This window comes from Duganella caerulea (genome assembly GCF_040362985.1).
GTDB lineage: Bacteria > Pseudomonadota > Gammaproteobacteria > Burkholderiales > Burkholderiaceae_D > Rugamonas > Rugamonas vulcania.
The window spans coordinates 196494-214178 of sequence record NZ_BPWJ01000007.1 but is presented as its reverse complement, the minus strand read 5'-3'; the positions used below and the strand labels follow the sequence as shown (position 1 = coordinate 214178).

General features: G+C 63.7%; 17 protein-coding genes and 1 pseudogene. 9 read left to right on the top strand and 9 right to left on the bottom strand.

Annotated elements, in window-relative coordinates:
- The first annotated feature begins 35 nt into the window (after window positions 1-35).
- Genes aceK through ACUJB0_RS21635 form a run of 4 tightly spaced genes read left to right on the top strand, consistent with a single transcriptional unit; the run spans window position 36 to window position 4876 of the window.
- The gene (gene aceK, locus ACUJB0_RS21650) at window positions 36-1859 is read left to right on the top strand and encodes a bifunctional isocitrate dehydrogenase kinase/phosphatase (protein ID WP_444847023.1); all 1824 of its coding nucleotides are present in this window, start codon (window positions 36-38) and stop codon (window positions 1857-1859) included.
- Window positions 1852-3051, top strand: coding sequence for an acetyl-CoA C-acyltransferase (locus ACUJB0_RS21645; RefSeq protein ID WP_444847022.1), 1200 nt, complete (start codon window positions 1852-1854; stop codon window positions 3049-3051). Before aceK ends, ACUJB0_RS21645 begins: the two co-directional genes overlap by 8 nt.
- Before the next feature lie 4 nt (window positions 3052-3055).
- Entirely contained in the window at window positions 3056-3724 is a 669-nt protein-coding gene (locus ACUJB0_RS21640) for an SDR family oxidoreductase (protein WP_444847021.1), read from the top strand.
- Between the two features lie 24 nt (window positions 3725-3748).
- Window positions 3749-4876 carry an acyl-CoA dehydrogenase family protein gene (locus tag ACUJB0_RS21635; protein WP_444847020.1) on the top strand — a complete coding sequence of 376 codons (1128 nt, stop codon included), beginning with the start codon at window positions 3749-3751 and terminating at the stop codon, window positions 4874-4876.
- Window positions 4877-4887: 11 nt separating this feature from the next.
- Here the strand turns inward: ACUJB0_RS21635 and lepB are convergent, their stop codons facing one another.
- From lepB to ACUJB0_RS21595, 8 genes are all read right to left on the bottom strand, one after another.
- Window positions 4888-5811, bottom strand: a complete 924-nt coding sequence (gene lepB / locus ACUJB0_RS21630; RefSeq protein ID WP_444847019.1) for a signal peptidase I — start codon at window positions 5809-5811, stop codon at window positions 4888-4890.
- A gap of 78 nt (window positions 5812-5889) precedes the next feature.
- Entirely contained in the window at window positions 5890-6471 is a 582-nt protein-coding gene (locus ACUJB0_RS21625) for a flavin reductase family protein (protein WP_444847018.1), read from the bottom strand.
- Window positions 6471-7175, bottom strand: a complete 705-nt coding sequence (gene arsH / locus ACUJB0_RS21620) for an arsenical resistance protein ArsH (RefSeq protein ID WP_444847017.1) — start codon at window positions 7173-7175, stop codon at window positions 6471-6473. The genes ACUJB0_RS21625 and arsH overlap by 1 nt, the downstream gene beginning before the upstream one ends.
- Before the next feature lie 9 nt (window positions 7176-7184).
- Window positions 7185-8465, bottom strand: coding sequence for an arsenic transporter (locus ACUJB0_RS21615; protein ID WP_117012230.1), 1281 nt, complete (start codon window positions 8463-8465; stop codon window positions 7185-7187).
- Window positions 8465-8938: an arsenate reductase ArsC gene (locus ACUJB0_RS21610; protein ID WP_161083021.1), complete on the bottom strand. Its 474-nt coding sequence runs from the start codon at window positions 8936-8938 to the stop codon at window positions 8465-8467. The genes ACUJB0_RS21615 and ACUJB0_RS21610 overlap by 1 nt, the downstream gene beginning before the upstream one ends.
- Window positions 8935-9249, bottom strand: coding sequence for an ArsR/SmtB family transcription factor (locus ACUJB0_RS21605; protein WP_444847016.1), 315 nt, complete (start codon window positions 9247-9249; stop codon window positions 8935-8937). Before ACUJB0_RS21605 ends, ACUJB0_RS21610 begins: the two co-directional genes overlap by 4 nt.
- A 372-nt stretch (window positions 9250-9621) precedes the next feature.
- A complete protein-coding gene (locus ACUJB0_RS21600) occupies window positions 9622-10539 on the bottom strand; it encodes a YihY/virulence factor BrkB family protein (RefSeq protein WP_444847015.1) in 918 nt (305 codons plus the stop codon).
- Between the two features lie 20 nt (window positions 10540-10559).
- Window positions 10560-12269, bottom strand: coding sequence for an ABC transporter substrate-binding protein (locus tag ACUJB0_RS21595; protein ID WP_444847014.1), 1710 nt, complete (start codon window positions 12267-12269; stop codon window positions 10560-10562).
- Between the two features lie 108 nt (window positions 12270-12377).
- On the opposite strand from ACUJB0_RS21595, the gene ACUJB0_RS21590 reads away from it, so the two are divergent.
- The 5 genes and pseudogenes from ACUJB0_RS21590 to ACUJB0_RS21570 all read left to right on the top strand — a co-directional run bounded on the left by ACUJB0_RS21590 (window position 12378) and on the right by ACUJB0_RS21570 (window position 16711).
- Complete coding sequence (locus ACUJB0_RS21590) at window positions 12378-13616, top strand: spore maturation protein (RefSeq protein WP_444847013.1); 1239 nt, start codon at window positions 12378-12380, stop codon at window positions 13614-13616.
- 11 nt (window positions 13617-13627) lie between these two features.
- The gene (gene dacB, locus ACUJB0_RS21585) at window positions 13628-15277 is read left to right on the top strand and encodes a D-alanyl-D-alanine carboxypeptidase/D-alanyl-D-alanine endopeptidase (protein ID WP_444847012.1); all 1650 of its coding nucleotides are present in this window, start codon (window positions 13628-13630) and stop codon (window positions 15275-15277) included.
- Window positions 15278-15429: 152 nt separating this feature from the next.
- Window positions 15430-15774 (top strand): annotated as a pseudogene (locus ACUJB0_RS21580) (HipA family kinase); the annotation flags it as partial.
- On the top strand, window positions 15705-15890 hold the full coding sequence (locus tag ACUJB0_RS21575) for a HipA family kinase (RefSeq protein ID WP_444847011.1): 186 nt from the start codon (window positions 15705-15707) through the stop codon (window positions 15888-15890). The pseudogene ACUJB0_RS21580 and the gene ACUJB0_RS21575, both read left to right, overlap by 70 nt.
- Window positions 15887-16711, top strand: coding sequence for a DUF3037 domain-containing protein (locus tag ACUJB0_RS21570; protein ID WP_444847010.1), 825 nt, complete (start codon window positions 15887-15889; stop codon window positions 16709-16711). The genes ACUJB0_RS21575 and ACUJB0_RS21570 overlap by 4 nt, the downstream gene beginning before the upstream one ends.
- Here ACUJB0_RS21570 and ACUJB0_RS21565 read toward each other — a convergent pair whose 3' ends face one another.
- Window positions 16712-17638: a LysR family transcriptional regulator gene (locus tag ACUJB0_RS21565; RefSeq protein ID WP_444847009.1), complete on the bottom strand. Its 927-nt coding sequence runs from the start codon at window positions 17636-17638 to the stop codon at window positions 16712-16714.
- Window positions 17639-17685 lie beyond the last annotated feature (47 nt).

The window sequence follows — 17685 nt, the reverse complement described above, 5'->3', positions numbered from 1 at the left end:
ATTAACCCACCGCCAACGCACACCAGGGCTGACCCATGATCCAGGCTGCTTTCCCCAAACTGCTGCGCTCGCAGATCGCGTTCGACATCGCGCGCACCATCCGCGACGGCTTCGACAAGCACTACCGCCTGTTCCGGCTCACCAGCCAGCAGGCCAAGCAGCATTTCGAGCAGGGCGCCTGGCGCGTGGCGCAGCAAGCCGCGCGCGAACGCATCGGCTTCTACGACCGCCGCGTGCAGGAATGCGTGCAGATGCTGGAAGACGAGTACGACCCGGCCGAGCTGACCGACGAGGTGTGGCGCGAACTCAAGCTGCACTACATCGGCATGCTGTCCGATCACAAGCAGCCCGAGCTGGCCGAGACCTTCTTCAACTCGGTCTGCTGCAACATCCTGCACCGCCGCTACTTCCACAACGAGTTCATCTTCGTGCGCCCTGTGGTCTCCACCGAGTACATCGAAACCGAGGAAGTGGCGCCGACCTACCGTGTCTACTACCCCGGCACCGACGGCCTGCACTACACGCTCAAGCGCATCATCACCAACTTCCAGCTGGCCACCAAATTCGCCAACCTGTCGCGCGACGTGGCCCAGGTCGAAGGCCGGCTGCGCACGCTGTTCGGCGGCATCAAGCTGGAGCCGAACCACCAGATCCATGTGCTGTCGAGCCTGTTCTTCCGCAACAAGGGCGCCTACATCGTCGGCAAGGGCATCAACGGCAACAAGGAATATCCGTTTGTCGTGCCCATCCTGCACAACAAGCACGGCGAGCTGATACTCGACACCGTGCTGTTCGACCACGAGCAGATCACGATCTTGTTCTCGTTCACGCGCGCCTACTTCCTGGTCGACATGGAAGTGCCGTCGGCCTACGTGCAGTTCCTGCGCACGCTGCTGCCGCGCAAGCCGCGCAGCGAGATCTACACCATCCTCGGCCTGCAAAAGCAGGGCAAGACGCTGTTCTACCGCGACTACCTGCAGCACCTGAAGCATTCGTCCGACCTGTTCGACATCGCGCCCGGCATCCGCGGCCTGGTGATGCTGGTGTTCGCGCTGCCGTCGTTCCCGTACGTGTTCAAGGTCATCAAGGATTTCTTCCCGGCGCCCAAGGAAACCTCGCGCGCGCTGATCAAGGAAAAATACCTGCTGGTCAAACACCACGACCGCGTCGGCCGCATGGCCGACACGCTGGAATATTCCAACGTCGCCTTCCCGCGCCACCGCTTCAGCGAAGAGCTGATCGCCGAGCTCAAGCATTTCGTGCCGTCGCTGCTGGAGGAAGAGGGCGACCAGCTCGTCATCAAGCACCTGTACATCGAGCGCCGCATGGTGCCGCTCAACATGTGGCTGACCAACGCCGACAACGACAACGACGACGTGCAGATCGAGCACGGCGTGCTGGAGTACGGCAACGCCATCAAGGAACTGGTGGCCGCCAACATCTTCCCCGGCGATATGCTGTACAAGAACTTCGGCGTCACGCGCCACCAGCGCGTAGTATTCTACGATTACGACGAAATCGAATACATCACCGACTGCAATTTCCGCGTGATCCCGGAAGCGCGGACAGAGGAGGAGGAAATGGCCTCCGAGCCGTGGTACCCGATCGGCAAGTACGACGTTTTCCCCGAACAGTTCGGCCGCTTCCTGCTGGGGAACGCCAAGATCCGCAAGTATTTCATGAAGCACCACAGCGAGCTGCTGACGCAAGCCTGGTGGCAGGCGCGCAAGCAGCGCATCCTCGACGGCTATGTGGAAGACGTGTTCCCGTATCCGCAGCACATCCGTTTTTGCAATCAACACACCACCCCACCGGCGGCCATCCAGCCGCCATTTATGGAGACTCTAGAAAATGAATGATCCTATCGTAATCGTTGGTGCAGCCCGCACCCCCATGGGCGCCTTCCAGGGCGACTTCTCCGGCAAGGCCGCGCACGACCTGGGCGCCGTCGCGATCCAGGCCGCCGTCGAACGCTCCGGCATAGCCGCCAACCTGGTTGAGCACGTCTACTTCGGCAACTGCCTGATGGCGGGCCAGGGCCAGGCGCCAGCGCGCCAGGCGCTGTTGAAGGCCGGCCTGCCGACCTCGACCGGCGCGGTCACGCTGTCGAAAATGTGCGGCTCGGCCATGCAGGCCGCGATCTTCGCGCACGACCAGCTGGTCGCGGGCAGCGCCGAAGTGGTGGTCGCCGGCGGCATGGAATCGATGACCAACGCGCCCTACCTGGTGCCGAAGGCGCGCGGCGGCTACCGCATCGGCCACGGCATGCTGTTCGACCACATGATGTACGACGGCCTGGAAGACGCCTACTCGCGCAACGAGAAAACCGGCGAAGGCCGCTCGATGGGCACCTTCGCCGAAGAGTGCTCGGCCAAGTACGAGTTCACCCGCGAGGCGCAGGACAACTTCGCCATCGAATCGGTCAAGCGCGCGCAGGTCGCCACCAGCGAGGGCTACTTCAAGTGGGAAATCGCGCCCGTCACCGTCACCAGCCGCGCCGGCGACACCGTCATCGACAAGGACGAGGGCCCGCTCAAGGCCAAGGTCGACAAGATCCCGACGCTGCGCGCCGCGTTCAAGAAAGACGGCACCATCACCGCCGCCTCGTCGTCGTCGATCAACGACGGCGCCGCCGCGCTGGTGATGATGCGCGAATCGACCGCCAAGAAACTGGGCGCCACCGTCATCGCCAAGATCCACGGCCACGCCACCTTCGCGCAGGAACCCAACCTGTTCACCACCGCACCGATCGGCGCGGTCGAGAAGCTGTACAAGAAAATCGGCTGGGGCACCAAGGACGTCGACCTGTTCGAGATCAACGAAGCGTTCGCCGCCGTGCCGATGGCCGCCATGCGCGACCTCGACATCCCGCACGACAAGGTCAACATCCACGGCGGCGCCTGCGCGCTGGGCCACCCGATCGGCGCATCCGGCGCGCGCATCATCGTCACCCTGATCGGCGCGCTGAAGCGCACCGGCGGCAAGAAGGGCGTGGCGGCGCTGTGCATCGGCGGCGGCGAAGCGACCGCGATGGCCATCGAGCTGGTGTAAGCGGATGGCGACAGCACTGATCATCGGCGCCTCGCGCGGCATCGGCCTGGAACTGGCACGCCAGTACCTGGCCGACGGCTGGCGCGTGATCGCCACCGCGCGCAAGCCGGAGGACGTGGACGCCTTGGCCGAGCTGGGCGCCGAGGCCCACGGGCTGGACGTGACCAACGTCGAGGCCGTTGCTGGTTTGGGCTGGAAGCTGGACGGCGAGGAGCTCAACGTGGCCATCCTCAACGCTGGCGTGTACGGCCCGCGTCACGACGGCTTCCCGCTGCAGTCGGACTTCGACACGGTGATGCACACCAACGTGCTGGCGGCCATGCGGCTGCTGCCCATCATCGCGCCGATGGTGTGCGCGGTGCGCGGCAAGCTGGCGGTGGTGTCGTCGAAGATGGGTTCGCTCAGCGAGCGCGGCAATCCGAGCGGCTCGCTGTACCGCGCCAGCAAGGCGGCGCTGAACTCGGTGCTGATCGATACCGCGCTCAGCTTCGGCAAGCAGGGCGCCACCTGCGTGGCCCTGCATCCGGGCTGGGTGCGTACCGACATGGGCGGCGGCGAGGCCGACCTCTCGGTGGAGGAAAGCGCGGCAGGCATACGCGCAACGCTGGCGGCGCTACCCGCGTCCGACCGGGCGGTGTATCGCAACTACGATGGCACAAGCATCGGCTGGTGATTCAATAACGATAAACGAGACAACATGATACTGAGCGAAGAACACGAAATGATACGCGACGCCCTGCGCACGTTTGCACAGGAGCGCTTGGCGCCCAACGCAGCCCGCTGGGACAAGGAACATCACTTCCCGAAAGAGGAGCTGAAGGAGCTGGCCGCGCTGGGCGCGTTCGGCGTCGCGGTGCCGGAAGCGCTGGGCGGCGCCGGCATGGATTACGTGTCGCTCGCGCTGGTATTGGAGGAGATCGCGGCGGGGGATGGCGGCACGTCCACCGTCATCTCGGTCAACAACTGCCCGGTGTGCAGCATCGCCATGATGTACGCCAACGACAAGCAGAAGCAGCAGTGGCTGCGTCCGCTGGCACAGGGCGAGATGCTGGGCGCGTTCTGCCTGACCGAACCGCACACCGGCAGCGACGCCGCCGCGCTGCGCACCACCGCCACGCGCGATGGCGACGAGTACGTGATCAACGGCGTGAAGCAGTTCATCACCAGCGGCAAGTATGCGGACGTGGCCATCGTCATGGCGGTCACCGACAAGGCGGCCGGCAAGAAGGGCATCAGCGCGTTCTGGGTGCCGACCTCGACGCCGGGCTACATCGTGGCGGGGCTGGAGCAGAAAATGGGCCAGCACTCGTCGGACACGGCGCAGATCCTGTTCGAGAACTGCCGCATTCCGGCGGAGAATTTGATCGGCGAGGAAGGCCAGGGTTACAAGATCGCCCTGTCCGGGCTGGAGGGCGGACGCATCGGCATCGCCTCGCAGGCGGTGGGCATGGCGCGCGCGGCGTACGAAGCGGCGCTGGCCTACGCGCGCGATCGCGAAAGCTTCGGCAAGCCGATCTTCGAGCACCAGGCGGTGCAGTTCCGCTTGTCGGACATGGCGACGCAGATCGAAGCGGCGCGCCAGCTGATCCGCCACGCGGCCTCGATGAAGGATGCCGGGCTGCCGTGCCTGAAGGAAGCGGCGATGGCCAAGCTGTTCGCGTCCGAGATGGCGGAGAAGGTATGCTCCGACGCCATCCAGGTACACGGCGGCTACGGCTACGTGTCCGACTTCCCGGTGGAACGCATCTACCGCGACGTGCGCGTCTGCCAGATCTACGAAGGCACCAGCGACATCCAGAAACTGCTGATCGCCCGCGCGCTGTGATGTAACAGCCGCTAGCCGCGCGGTGAAATCACGGCAACCACCTTGCCTACCACCAGCGCGGCCGGCACGAAGCCCCAATACCGGCTATCCAGGCTGTTGTCGCGGTTATCGCCGAGGACAAAATAGCTTCCGGCGGGAACCTCGCAGCGCACCGTTTCCTGCTCGACGGCGCATTCCTTGGGCAACTGGTAGGAGGCATCGTTGGCCCGTGCCGGCGCACTCGGGTTCAACAGAATGTCATAACTCGCGTTACCGATTTTTTCATGGACGAGGGTCAGGTAGGTCATCCATTCGGGCGACAGGTAATCGCCCGATTTGGCGCCGGTCACGTCCACACCGTTCAGCTGCAGGTGCTTGTCGCGGTAGACGATTTTATCGCCCGGCAGGCCTATCAGGCGCTTGATGAAGGTCTGGCTCGGGTCGCGCGGATAATCGAAAGCGATGATATCGCCGCGTTCAATTGGCGCGGAAATCTGCCCACCGGCGAAACGCATCCCGAACGTGGTGTAGTGACCGTAGCCCCATTTCTTGACGATCAGATTGGACCCCAGCGGCACGGCCGGCGTCATCGACAACGAGGGTGCGCGGAACGGTTCGTAGCAGAAGGCCCTGAAGAGGGCCGTCACCGTCATCAATGCGATCAACAGGCCGGTCAGGCCATACCACCGTGCGTGCCAAGGTCGGACGCCCTCGCCGCTCTGGCGCGCGGCCAGCTTGTACGCGGAAACGGCCCAGGCCACGCCAATAACGATCGAGATGATCGAAAACAGCAAGCTTGCATCCTTGCCGGGCACCATGAAACCGGCGGTCCCGACCACAATGCTCACTACCAGGCTGGCCGCCGCCCAGCGGGGTGCACGTACATACAAAAAGGCCAGCGGCGGCACTACGAAGCCCAGCACGGCCGCGACCCATTTTTTCGGTTTGGTGTTCAAAATAATTCCTCAAGGCAAATCAATACCGCATCTTTGCACGAAAAGATTATCAACACAACAACCGCTTCAAATGAGGCCTCAGGTGTCCTTGCCCACCACCGACTTGTCGCCGATGGCGTAGAAGGTGCCGCCGGCGATGTAGTGCAGGCTGCGCCATTCGGGGCCGGCGGATTCGAACTCCCAGTGACCGTTGCGGAACACGCGGCTGTCGGCCCAGGCCGAGACCACTTCGCCGATGAACAGGTCGTAGGTCTGCTGGTTGTGCGGCTCCGGCACCACTTTGCAGATCAGCCAGCCCGAGCAGCCCGCCACCAGCGGCGTCTCGTGGCCTTCCACATGAAACAGCTCGACGCCGCAGCGCGCCAGCTTGTCCGGCACATCGGCCAGGCTCATGCTGCCAACCGCGTGCGTCAGGTCGATCTGCGCCATGTTCGGCACCTGGAGCGCGAAATAGCCGCTCTGCTCGACTAGCCCGCGCGTGCTGGTCGATTTGTCCAGCACCACCGTGATCTTCGGCGGCATGAAGTCCAGCGCGCACGACCACGCCGCCGCCATCACGTCGACGGTGCCGCCATGCGTGGCCGAGACCAGCACCGTCGGGCCGTGATTCAACAAGCGATATGCTTTTTCCAGTTCGACTGGCAGGATGTGCGGGTCCATCAAATCTTCCCCAGTTGCCGGTTGATCGCCTTCACCGAACGCTCGTTGCGCTCGCTGTAGCGGTCGGTCAGGTAGTCGGTCCTGCCGCGCAGCAGCAGGGTCATCTTGAACAGTTCTTCCATCACGTCCACCACCCGCTCGTAGTAGCCCGAGGGGCGCATGCGGCCGGCGTCGTCGAATTCCTTGTACGCCATCGGCACCGACGACTGGTTGGGAATCGTGAACATGCGCATCCAGCGTCCCAGCAGCCGCAGCGTGTTGACCACGTTGAACGATTGCGATCCGCCGCACACCTGCATCACGGCCAGCGTGCGGCCCTGGCTCGGGCGCAGCGCGCCTTGCTCCAGCGGTATCCAGTCGATCTGGTTCTTCATCACGGCGGTGATCGCGCCATGGCGCTCAGGGCTGCACCACACCTGGCCCTCGGACCACAGCGACAGCGCGCGCAGCTCCTGCACCTTGGGATGGTCTTCCGATACGCTGCCTACCATCGGCAACTCGGTCGGGTCGAAGATTTTTACCTCTGCGCCAAAGTGCTCCAGGATGCGCGCGGCCTCCTCCGTCAGAAAACGGCTGAACGAACGCTCGCGCAGCGATCCATACAGCATCAGGATGCGCGGCGGATGATCGAGGTCGCCGACCGGCGCCAGCTTGTCCAAGGTCGGCGTATCCAGCAGGGCTGGGTTGATGTTGGGCAGGTCCATGCAGACTCCTCAGTTAAGGCGCAGGGCCAGCGCCGCCAGCGTCACCAGCAACACAGGCAAGGTCAGGCAGATGCCGACGCGGAAGTAGTAGCCCCACGAAATCTTGATGCCTTTGTTTTCCAGCACATGCAGCCACAGCAGCGTGGCCAGGCTGCCGATCGGCGTGATCTTCGGCCCGAGGTCGCTGCCGATCACGTTGGCGTAGACCATGGCCTCGCGTGCCGCGCCCTGCGCCGTGCTGGCGTCGATCGACAGCGCGCCGATCAGCACGGTCGGCAGGTTGTTCATGATCGACGACAGGATGGCGGTGATGACGCCGGTGCCCATCGCCGCCCCCCACACGCCGTGCTGCGCGCAGGCGTTGAGCGCAGAGGTCAGATAGTCGGTCAGCCCGGCGTTGCGCAGGCCGTACACCACCAGGTACATGCCCAGCGAGAAGACCACGATCTGCCACGGCGCGTTGCCGATCACCTCGCGCGTCGAGATGCGGTGCCCGCGCGCCGCCACCAGCAACAACATGGCCGCGCCGACGGCGGAGGTGGCGCTGATCGGCACGCCCAAGTCCTCCAGCCAGAAGAAGCCGATCAACAGCAAGCCCAGCACCCACCAGCCGGTGACGAAGGTGGCGCGGTCGTGGATCGCGTCTTCGGGACGCTTGACCTGCGCCAGGTCGTAGTCGGCCGGGATGTCGCGATGGAAGAACCACAACAGCACCGCCAGCGTGGCGGCCACGGCGACAAAGTTCACCGGCACCATCACCGCCGCGTAACGCGCGAAACTGACGTTGAAGTAGTCCGCCGAGACGATGTTGACCAGGTTGGACACCACCAGCGGCAAGCTGGCCGTGTCGGCGACAAAGCCGGCCGCCATCACGAAGGCCAGCGTGGCCTTGCCGGAAAATTTCAGCTCGCGCAGCATGGCGATGACGATGGGCGTGAGGATCAGAGCGGCGCCGTCGTTGGCGAACAGCGCCGATACCGCCGCGCCCAGCAGCACGAACATCGCGAACAGCAGCTTGCCGCTGCCGCGTCCCCAGCGCGCCACGTGCAGCGCGGCCCATTCGAAGAAGCCGGCCTTGTCCAGCAACAGGCTGATGACGATGATGGCCACGAAGGTGCCGGTGGCGTTCCATACGATGTGCCACACCACGGGGATGTCGCCGACGTGGATCACGCCGGCCAGCAGCGCGACGCAGGCGCCGGCCACCGCGCTCCAGCCTATGCCCAGGCCGCGCGGTTGCCAGATGACGAGGGTCAGCGTCGCCAGGAAGATCAGGGAAGCGGCCACCATCAGGACACGCTCAGGCCGCCGATGCGGTCCAGTTCCTGTTTGAGTTGGTGCTTGTCCAGGCCCTGCGGCAAGGCCAGAAAGGCCTCGATGCGAGCGCGGATGATGCGGTAGGCGTGCTCGAACGCCGCCTCGATCTCTTCCTCGGTGCCGACCACATGGCTGGGATCGTCCACGCCCCAATGCGCGCGCAGCACCTGGCCCAGGTAGGCGGGGCAAGTCTCGCCGGCGGCGCTGCCGCAGACCGTGATGACGATGTCCGGCGTGACCGGCAAGTCATTCCACGATTTGCTGTAATAGCCCTCGGTGGAAATGCCCTTGCGCGCCAGCAGCGCCACCGCGCGCGGATGCAGCGCGCCCATCGGCTGGCTGCCGGCGCTGATGGCGCGCCAGCCCGCCGGCGCCAGGTGGTTGAAGACGCCTTCGCTCAACACGGAGCGGCAGGAATTACCGGTACAAAGAAAGAGAACGTTCATGGTGTGCAGTCATTGACGCCGCAGGGCAGGCCGCTGCAGCAGTTTTCGGTAAGGAAGCCGATCAGGCCGTTCATCGCGCCCACATCGGCCGCGTAGATGACGAAGCGGCCATCCTGGCACGAGCTGACCATGCCGGCATGGCTCAGCTCCTTCAGGTGAAACGATAGCGACGACGGCGAAATAGCGAGCCGTTCCGCGATTTTACTGGCCGCCATGCCGTCCGGCCCAGCCTGCACGAGCAGCCGGAACACGGCCAAGCGGCTTTCCTGGGCCAGCGACGATAAAGCCGCCAAAGCTTGTTTAGTATCCATGCGGCGATAGTAGCGCAATCGATTCGACATTTCAAATAATATCGAAATGAATCGGCCATAAAAAAAAGCCCGCATCTCAGCGGGCTTCGTTCCAATGTATTACCAATGCTTTAATCGTATGCCGGAATCCAGTGCTATCTGCAAAGTGATTCCAGAGTCTCGGACGCCCATGCTATCTGCGTGGTGCCTCCAACGTGTAAATCGACCATCGTATCCGGAATTACAACTCCAGGCTTCGCGTCAACTGCGGTTCGGTCTTACACATATCGAATCGCGGCGCTCCACTTGGACGTGGGACTGTTTTCCGGGATTCCTCCCTTTCAACCTCAACCACGAACGTAGTGTAACACAGTTTTTTGTGCGACGCACAAATTATTTTACTTCTGTAGCTTGGGTAGTCATCGGCACCGGGGCGTGCGGCTGGCGGTGGCGGCCGACCCGTTCGAACTCGGAGATGACTTGGGCGCCGAACAGCAGCAAGGTGGCGCCGATCTCCAGGCTGAACATGACGACAATGGCGGTGGTCATCGAGCCGTACACCACGTTCACCTGCGACAAGGTTGAAAAATACCAAACCAGGATGTGGCGCGCCAGTTCCCACAGCAGCGCCGCCGTCACGCCGCCAATCAGCGCGTGCGACAGCGACAGGCGTCCCACCGGCATCACCAGGTAGATCGAGGTCAGCACCAGCACCTCGCCGCCCAGGCCCAGCAGGTACAGCAGCACGCCGGACACGCCGTGCAGCGACCAGCTGTAGCCCAGGAATTGCACGCTTTCCTCGCCCAGCACCTGCAGGCTGCCCGCCACCAGCGTCACCAGCAGCATGCCCACGCCCAGCGACAGGATGTAGCAGTAGGGCATGATCGCCGAGATCAGGAAATGCCGGCGCCGTATCTCCACCCGGTGCTTGAAGATCACGCACATGGCGTTCTCCAGCACAGTGAACGCCAGCGAGCTGAAGAAAATCATGCTGACCACCAGCACGCCACCGATCAGGTCGCGGTGGTCGAGGAAATGGCCGACCTCGGTCACGATGGCCTTGGCCTGGCCCGGCACCAGCCAGTTCAGGTAGCGGCCCAGCGTGGCCAGCAGTTCATCCTGCGCGATCACGTGCGACAGCGCGACCACCACCAGCATCACCAGCGGCACGATGGACAGCAGCGAGTAATAGGCGACCGCGCCCGCCAGCAGCAAGCCTTGATTGGCGCGGAAGCCCTTCACGCATTGCACCAGGAAAGCCATCGGGTGCGCGCTGACGTGCAGCAACGCCCTGCGATTGAATAGTCTCATGCGGCCATTGTACGCATGACTCAGCGCGGCGTATGTGCGGCTACGTCCAGATAGCGCCAGTTGGTGAATTCGACCGGATGGCGCTGGTAGTTCTTCAGCCACGGCTGCTGCAGGTCGGCGGAAATCGGATGGGTCAGCAGCACCCACGGCGTGTAGGCGTGGATGAGCTGCGCCATCTCGTCGTACAGCGCGGTGCGCTGCGGCGAGTCGCCCATTTTGCGGCTCTGCTCGTAGCGCTGGTTGTAGGCCGGCAGGTTGAAACGCGCGTAGTTGGCGCGGCCGCTGTTGGGGCCGTACAGCAGCTGATAGAAGTTCTCGCCGTCAGGGAAGTCGGCCACCCAGTTGGTCTCGAACATCATCACCGAGCCCAGGCGCGAGGCTTTGATGATCTCGGTTTTCTTGTCGCTCTTGAACGTGACTTTCAGGCCGATGGCGTTCAGGTTCTTGCGCCACAGCTCGTCGCGCAGGCGGCCGACGGTGGACGATTCGCTGTGCATCACCAGCGTCAGCGGCTTGCCGTCGGGCTGGGTGCGGAAGCCGTCGGCGCCCTTGCGGTAGCCGTAGCGCTCCAGCAGCGCGTTGGCCAGCGCGGGATCGTAGGCGACCGGGCTGCGATAGGCGGGATCGTAGCCCAGCACGTTCGGCGGCAGCGGCGTGGCGGCCGGCAGCGCCAGGCCCTTCTTCATCAGCGCCACGTCCTCGCCGCTGTTGTAGCCGAGCGCGATGGCGCGCCGCAGGGCCAGCTTCTCCTTGCTGTAGCCACCGATCAGCGGGTCTTCCATGTTCATCCACATGTAGTACGTCTGCAGCACGGGGAAGGGCGACAGCACCATGCCCTGCCTGGCCAGTGCCGGCTTCAGGGTCGGCTTGGCGTCGGCGGTCAGCACCATGTCCTTCATCGATTCCGGCAGCTGTTCGAGGAAATCGAATTCCCCGTTCAGGAAGCCCAGCACGCGCGACTGGTATTCCTCGACGATCTTGATGTCGACCTGGTCCAGCAGCGGCAGGCGGCGGCCCTGGAACATCGTCGGGCGGAAATCGCGGTTGGCCAGCAGCGTGATCTGGTCGCTGTGCTTCCAGCGGCCCATCAGGAAGGGACCGGTGCCGACCGGATGGTTGCCGGCCTGCGCGCCGTAGGCCTCCATCACCTCGCGCGCCACCACGCCGGTGGACGGCGTGGCCAGGTAGAACAGGAAGTTGGGATCGGCTGCGTTGAGCTTGATGCGCAAGGTGAACTTGTCCACCGCTTGCAGGCCGGCGATGTTGCTGTCGTAGCTGAATTTTGTTTTCAGCGCCTCGTCGCCGGCGATCTTGCCTTCCAACAGGAACAGCCATGGCGATTTCAGCGTCGGGTCGTACAGGCGCTTGAGGCTGTAGACGTAATCCTGCGCGGTCACCTGCCGGTGCGCGCCCTTGAACGCCGGATCGGGCGTGAAGTAGATGTCCTGGCGCAGGTGGAAGGTGTAGCTCAGGCCGTTGTCCTCGACTGTCGGCATGGCGCTCAGCGTGTTGGCCTGCAATTTGACCGGGCGGGCCAGGTAATCGTAGCGCAGCAGCGGATCGAACAGGTTCTCCAGCAGGCTCAGGCTGGCGATATCGGACGCCACCGCCGGATCAAGTCCGGTCTCGCCGGTGCTGAGGAAGGCGTGCAGGACTTTCGGCTCGGCGGCAGCGGCGGCGCCGGCCGATAACACCAGCGCCAGCAGGGCTGCGGCATAACTTTTGGGCATCAGGTCCATTCCACCTCGCATACGTAAAGCGGCAGCTTATAACTTTTTTGGCAGGCTTACCCGCTATACTTTGCGCATCGCCCACTGCTTTCAGGAAAATTTCTCGATATGTCGCTCAATTACATCTGGTCCGGCTTCTTCCTGGTCGGCTTTGTGGCAGCGCTGGCGCAGTTCCTCCTGACGGGCGACACCGAGATTTTCAAACGCATCATCGACGGCACCTTCGACTCCGCCAAGGCCGCCGTGATGGACATCGCGCTGCCGCTGGCCGGCGTGATGACGCTGTGGCTGGGCATCATGAACATCGGCGAAAAGGCCGGCGCCATCGACCTGCTGGCGCGGCTGATCGCGCCGTTCTTCTCGCGCATCTTCCCCGGCGTGCCGAAGAACCACCCGGCCACCGGCCACATGGTGATGAACTTCTCGGCCAACCTGCTGGGCCTGGACAACGCCGCCACGCCGTTCGGCCTGAAAGCCATGGAAAGCCTGCAAACCCTCAACCCCAGCAAGGACGAGCCGACCGACGCGCAGATCATGTTCCTGGTGCTGCACACCTCGGGCCTGACGCTGATCCCGCTGGCCATCATGGCGCAGCGCTCGATCCTGGGCGCGGCCGATCCGTCGGACATCTTCATCCCCTGCATGATCGCGACCTACGTGGCGACCGTCACCGGCATCATCGCCGTCGCCATCCGCCAGCGCATCAACCTGTTCAACGGCGTGGTGCTGGGCTGGCTGGGCGGCATGGCCGCCGCCATTGGCGGCATGGTCTGGTACTTCACGCACTACATGACCAAGCTCGAGATCGAACAGTTCTCCAAGGTCTTCAGCAACCTGGTGCTGATCGTGGTGATCGCCGGCTTCATCATCGGCGCGCTGCGGCGCAAGGTCAACGTCTACGAGGCGTTTATCGAAGGCGCCAAGGGCGGCATCCAGACCTCGATCACCGTGATCCCCTACCTGGTCGGCATGCTGGTGGCGATCAGCGTGATCCGCAACGCCGGCGTGTTCGCCTACGTGATGGACTGCTTCGGCTGGCTGTTCGGCCACCTCGGCGTCAACACCGATTTCGTGCCGTCGCTGCCGACCGCGCTGATGAAGCCGCTCAGCGGCAGCGCCGCCAAGGCCATGATGATCGACACCATGCGCACCTACGGCGTGGACTCGTTTGTCGGCCGCCTGGCCTGCGTGTTCAACGGCTCGGCCGACACCACCTTCTACATCGTCGCGCTGTACTTCGGCTCGGTAGGCATACGCAAGACGCGCTACGCGATTTCCTGCGGCCTGATCGCCGACCTGGCCGGCGTCATCGCCGCCATCTTCGTCTCCTATCTCTTCTTCCATTGAACAAGGTCACCATGTTCCGTCGCCTCATCCTCGCCGCGCTGATCGCCGCCGGCACCGCCCACGCCGCCGACCTGCCGGAGCCGATCAGCGCGCTGCTGCAGGCCGCGCATATTCCGCCGGAGGGCGCCGGCATCGTCGTGCTGCGCGGCGACACCGCGCTGGTCTCGCACAACGCGCAGCAGAGCATGCAGCCGGCGTCCACCATGAAGCTGTTCACCACGATGACGGCGCTGGAACAACTGGGCCCGGCCTTCCGCGGCCGCACCGAGTTCCGCAGCAGCGCCGAGGTGGTCAACGGCGTGCTGCAAGGTGACCTGATCCTGCGCGGCGGCGGCGATGTCGACCTGAACGAGGACGTGCTGCTGCACATGCTGCAGGCGCTGCGCAACCAGGGCATCCGCAAGATCAAGGGCGACGTCTTGCTGGACCGGCAGCTGTTCCAGCCGGCGCGGCCGGACGTGGGCCAGCCGCCATTCGACGAGTATCCGTGGGCCTACTACAACGTGATTCCCGATGCGCTGCTGACCAACACCAATCTGCTGAAAGTGGAAATGCGCTCGACCGGCAACAAGCTGGGGCTGGTGATGATGCCGGAGATGGAAAAAGTCGGCATCCGTTCGGAGATGAAGCTCATCGATGCGCCGTGCGGCTCGTGGGAGGCCGGCTGGCGCTCGCCGGGCGTGACGCGCAGCGGCGACAAGATCGAGGTGGTGTTGCATGGCAGCTTCCCGAAGAACTGCATCAAGTCGACCAGCGTCGACGTGATGGACCACCACGACTACCTGGAGCGCCTGCTGCGCGCGACGTGGCGCAAGCTGGGCGGCAGCATCAGCGGCGACGTACGCGAAGCCGATGCAACTGCCACCGCGCCGACCGCCACCGTGACCACCTCGCCCGCCGCCAGCGCCGTGCCCGCCAACCCGGACGCAGACGCCAGCCCGGCCGCGAACGCCGACGCTCCGGCCGCGCCGCTCTCCGCAGCTGTTGCGACACCGGCCCCGTCGGCTACAACGGCCGCCGCAGCGGCAGCGACACCCGCCCCTGGCGCCGCGACGCCGACCCCGGCCACCCGCCTGCTGGCCGAACACGTCTCCCGCCCGCTGCCGGAAATGCTACGCGACATCAACAAATTCTCCGACAACACCCTGGCCCGCACGGTGTTCCTGATGCTGGGCAGCCTGCAAGCCGACCCCGTGCTGGGCAGCCGCCCGATCGCCCCCGACGGCAGCGCCGCCAGCACGCCGATGCGCGCCGAAACCGCGATCCGCGCCTGGCTGCAAACCCAGCGCATCGACGCCAACGGCCTGGTCTTCGACAACGGCTCCGGCCTGTCGCGCACCGAGCGCGCCACACCGGCGCAACTGGCCGGCGTGCTGCAAGCCGGCCTGAAGAGCCTGTGGATGCCCGAGTTCCTGTCCAGCCTGCCAATCGCCGCCACCGACGGCACCATGCGCAAGCGCCTCAAGGACAGCCCGGCCGCGCTGCGCGCCCGCATCAAGACCGGCAGCCTGAAAAGCGTGATCGCCATCGCCGGCTACGTCACCGACGCCAACAACCAGCCCTGCATCGTGGTCGCCATCCTGAACGACGAACACGTCGCCAACGGCGCCGGCCGCACCGTGCTGGACGGCGTGATCGACTGGGTGGCGCGCAGCAAATGAGCCGTAATTTTCCAAACTGAAATTCGCGTAGAATGAGTTGAACACAACGTCGCGGGGAACATTGCAAGATGTCCTTAACCGTCACCGAAATACTAGGCCGCTCCCAGGAAGGACAAACTCGTCCTTACATCTGCCGGTGAGATGACGGTGACGTCTACTTCGTCAAGGGCAAATCCACCACTCGATATCAATTGATCGCCGAGTGGATATGCGCTCAGTTATGCTCAGCATTGGAGTTGCCAATTGCGCACTATGCATTGGCGACGGTACCCGTCGAAATAGTGGAAGCCGACTTAACTGGCGCCTACCAAGACTTGGGTTCCGGGCCGGTCTTCGCCTCGCGCCGAGTGAACGCGAAGAACCTGATGCGCAGCCATATCAAACGAGTGCAGCGAAGTCTGCGTCGCGACATCGTCTTGTTTGACTGGTGGGTACGGAATGCGGATCGCAACTTAACGGATATCGGCGGCAATCCCAATGTGATACGCTTCCCTTAGCTTGGCACTTTATCGACGCCGAAATGACTATGCCGGCCAAGTTCCCGTTTGATGAAATCAAGCGGCTTCTGGAGCGCGCTCTAACAGATGCATTCTGGCAGTTGCCACCAACATGAATATCGCCTGTCATTACGCCATTGTTCGCTTTACCCCGTTCATCGAGACGGGGGAGTTCGCCAATGTCGGCGTGGTGATGCTTGCGCCTGGCATACGCTATTTCGGCTTTAAGCTTTTGGTCAACCGATACGCTCGCGTTACCAATTTCTTTGAAGGACTCGATCCCAAGGTTTTCAAAGCCGCTATCGGCGATCTGAACGAGGAGATGAAACGGCTCGATTTGATATTCAACCAGACTGGCAGTTACGATAAAGAAGCTCTGCTGCGCATTTGGACAGAGCTGGTTAAGCCTCGCGAAACCATGTTGCGCTTTAGCGAACCACGTCTGGTGTTGGCCGAGGACTGCACGTCGAAATTGCACGAGCTCTATGACTACTATGTCGGGCACAATTTTGCGAACAAGGAGTATCAGGAAAAGCTGCTGGAACGCGATGTCAGCGGATGGCTGCGCGATGCCGGGCTCCAAAACAAATTCCATGCGGCGCGCATCGGCAACGAGGAATATCACGCGCATTTTCCTTTCGTGGCAGGCACGGAAGAGCATCCCGAAAAAATCATCAAGCCACTCAACCTCAATTACACCGACGCCGCGAAAATCATAGACCACGGCGGCCAATGGCTCTACCGTATTGATTCGCTTAAAAAGCGCGATCTGTTGCCCCCTCAAGTCCTCTTTGCCGTCAAAGGGCCCGAGGCCAATGAGCCTACGCCGCGCGGCCGCGCCCAAGGCGAGATTGTCGCTGAGTTGAAAGCAAAGAACGTCATCGTGGTTAGTCACGACAACGTTGCGCCGATCCTCGCATTTGCTCGCTCCCGGTAATCACATCCCCGGCAATCCTTCCTCCACCAGATAGTCGATGAACGCCCGCACCTTCAGCGCCAGGTGCGGGCCGGGCATATAGACCGCGTGCACGGTGCCGGCGTAGGGCTGGTCGAAAACCCACTCCGGCAGCACCTGCCGCACCCGCCCCTGCGCCAGCGCCGGACGGGCCGTGAAATCCGGCACCAGGCCGATGCCGCCGCCCGCCTCCACCACCGACAGCAAGGCCCCGCTGTTGTTGATCGTCAGCCGCGACGGCACGCGGATGCTGGCGGTCTCGCCGCCGCGCCGCATGCTCCACGCGTCGCCGAAGCGGGCATAGCCCAGGTAGCTGCACTGGTGCGCCGGCAGCTCGTGCGGCGATTGCGGCTCGCCATGCGCGTCCAGGTACTGCTGCGAGGCCACCAGCACATAGCTCACCGGCCCCAGCGTGCGCGCGGCCAGTCCCGGCGCCAGTTCGGTGGCGATGCGGATCGCCAGGTCCATGCCTTCCTCGATCAGGTCGATCTTGCGGTCCATCAGCTGAAGTTCGACATCGACCTCGGGATAGCGCGCCAGGAAACCCGGCAGCTTGGGCGCCAGCCACACCTGCCCCAGCACGATGGGCGCGCTGACGCGGATCGTGCCGTTCGGCCGCGCGCTGTAGCTGCCGGCCAGCGCATGCACCTCGCGCGCCGTGCTCACCATGCGCGCGCAGGCCGCGTGCACCTGCTGGCCCAGCTCGGTCAGCGACAGCGAACGCGTGGTCCGCTGCAGCAGCCGTCCGCCCATGTGCGCCTCCAGCCGCGACACGTGGCGGCTGACCGCCGACGTGGTCAGCTCCAGCTGCCGCGCCGCCGCGGAGAAACCGCCGCTATCGACCACCTGTGCAAAGATGGCCATCTCCTTCAACATTTCCATCGCCTCGCTCCACCGTTGCAGCTGCATCAACAATGCTTTGCATTGTAAGTGGATTGTGTATTTTTTGTGCGGTC

Coding starts and splice junctions, on each gene's coding strand:
- aceK (WP_444847023.1), top strand. CDS start 36: ATGATCCAGGCTGCTTTCCCCAAACTGCTGCGCTCGCAGATCGCGTTC.
- ACUJB0_RS21645 (WP_444847022.1), top strand. CDS start 1,852: ATGAATGATCCTATCGTAATCGTTGGTGCAGCCCGCACCCCCATGGGC.
- ACUJB0_RS21640 (WP_444847021.1), top strand. CDS start 3,056: ATGGCGACAGCACTGATCATCGGCGCCTCGCGCGGCATCGGCCTGGAA.
- ACUJB0_RS21635 (WP_444847020.1), top strand. CDS start 3,749: ATGATACTGAGCGAAGAACACGAAATGATACGCGACGCCCTGCGCACG.
- ACUJB0_RS21625 (WP_444847018.1), bottom strand. CDS start 6,471: ATGGACCCGCACATCCTGCCAGTCGAACTGGAAAAAGCATATCGCTTG.
- arsH (WP_444847017.1), bottom strand. CDS start 7,175: ATGGACCTGCCCAACATCAACCCAGCCCTGCTGGATACGCCGACCTTG.
- ACUJB0_RS21615 (WP_117012230.1), bottom strand. CDS start 8,465: ATGGTGGCCGCTTCCCTGATCTTCCTGGCGACGCTGACCCTCGTCATC.
- ACUJB0_RS21610 (WP_161083021.1), bottom strand. CDS start 8,938: ATGAACGTTCTCTTTCTTTGTACCGGTAATTCCTGCCGCTCCGTGTTG.
- ACUJB0_RS21605 (WP_444847016.1), bottom strand. CDS start 9,249: ATGGATACTAAACAAGCTTTGGCGGCTTTATCGTCGCTGGCCCAGGAA.
- ACUJB0_RS21600 (WP_444847015.1), bottom strand. CDS start 10,539: ATGAGACTATTCAATCGCAGGGCGTTGCTGCACGTCAGCGCGCACCCG.
- ACUJB0_RS21595 (WP_444847014.1), bottom strand. CDS start 12,269: ATGCCCAAAAGTTATGCCGCAGCCCTGCTGGCGCTGGTGTTATCGGCC.
- ACUJB0_RS21590 (WP_444847013.1), top strand. CDS start 12,378: ATGTCGCTCAATTACATCTGGTCCGGCTTCTTCCTGGTCGGCTTTGTG.
- dacB (WP_444847012.1), top strand. CDS start 13,628: ATGTTCCGTCGCCTCATCCTCGCCGCGCTGATCGCCGCCGGCACCGCC.
- ACUJB0_RS21570 (WP_444847010.1), top strand. CDS start 15,887: ATGAATATCGCCTGTCATTACGCCATTGTTCGCTTTACCCCGTTCATC.
- ACUJB0_RS21565 (WP_444847009.1), bottom strand. CDS start 17,638: ATGCAGCTGCAACGGTGGAGCGAGGCGATGGAAATGTTGAAGGAGATG.